Genomic DNA, 487 nt, shown 5'->3' with positions numbered 1-487 from the left:
GGGTCCGCCACGCCGTGGCGCACGCACTGAACCGCGAGGAGCTCGCCAAGCTCGTCCTCAAGCCGCTCGGCCTGCCCACGGTCCCGGTCGGCAGCCACCTCGCCCTGTCCGGCCAGAGCATCTACGCCGACGGCAGCGACGCCCTCGGCGGCCAGGACACCGGCCAGGCCCGCGCCCTGCTCGCGGACGCCGGCTGGGTGGCGGGCCCGGCCGAGGACAAGAAGGAGAAGGAGCAGCAGCAGAAGAAGAAGGGGGACAAGGCGGCCGGCGCCGCGGGTCACGGAGCACCGGGCTCCCCGGACGGCGACGACGAGGGCACGTACATCGTCGGCGTGAACGACCACGTGAACGACAACAAGGCACCCGCCAGGCAGCGGGAGGACCGGGACGGCCGCCTGTACACCGACGACCGCTCCGGGCCGGACGGCGCGCCCGGCGCCTACGCCCCCAAGGGCACCGCGGCGCCGGCGGCGGGCGCCGCCGGCCC

1 pseudogene is annotated in these 487 nt (G+C 76.2%); it reads left to right on the top strand.

Going from position 1 to position 487, the window contains the following annotated elements:
* Positions 1 to 487, top strand: a pseudogene (locus RH94_RS42945) (ABC transporter family substrate-binding protein); the annotation flags it as partial.

This window comes from Streptomyces kebangsaanensis (assembly GCF_001906585.1).
Lineage (GTDB): Bacteria > Actinomycetota > Actinomycetes > Streptomycetales > Streptomycetaceae > Streptomyces > Streptomyces kebangsaanensis.
This window is presented reverse-complemented; position numbering and strand designations above follow the sequence as displayed.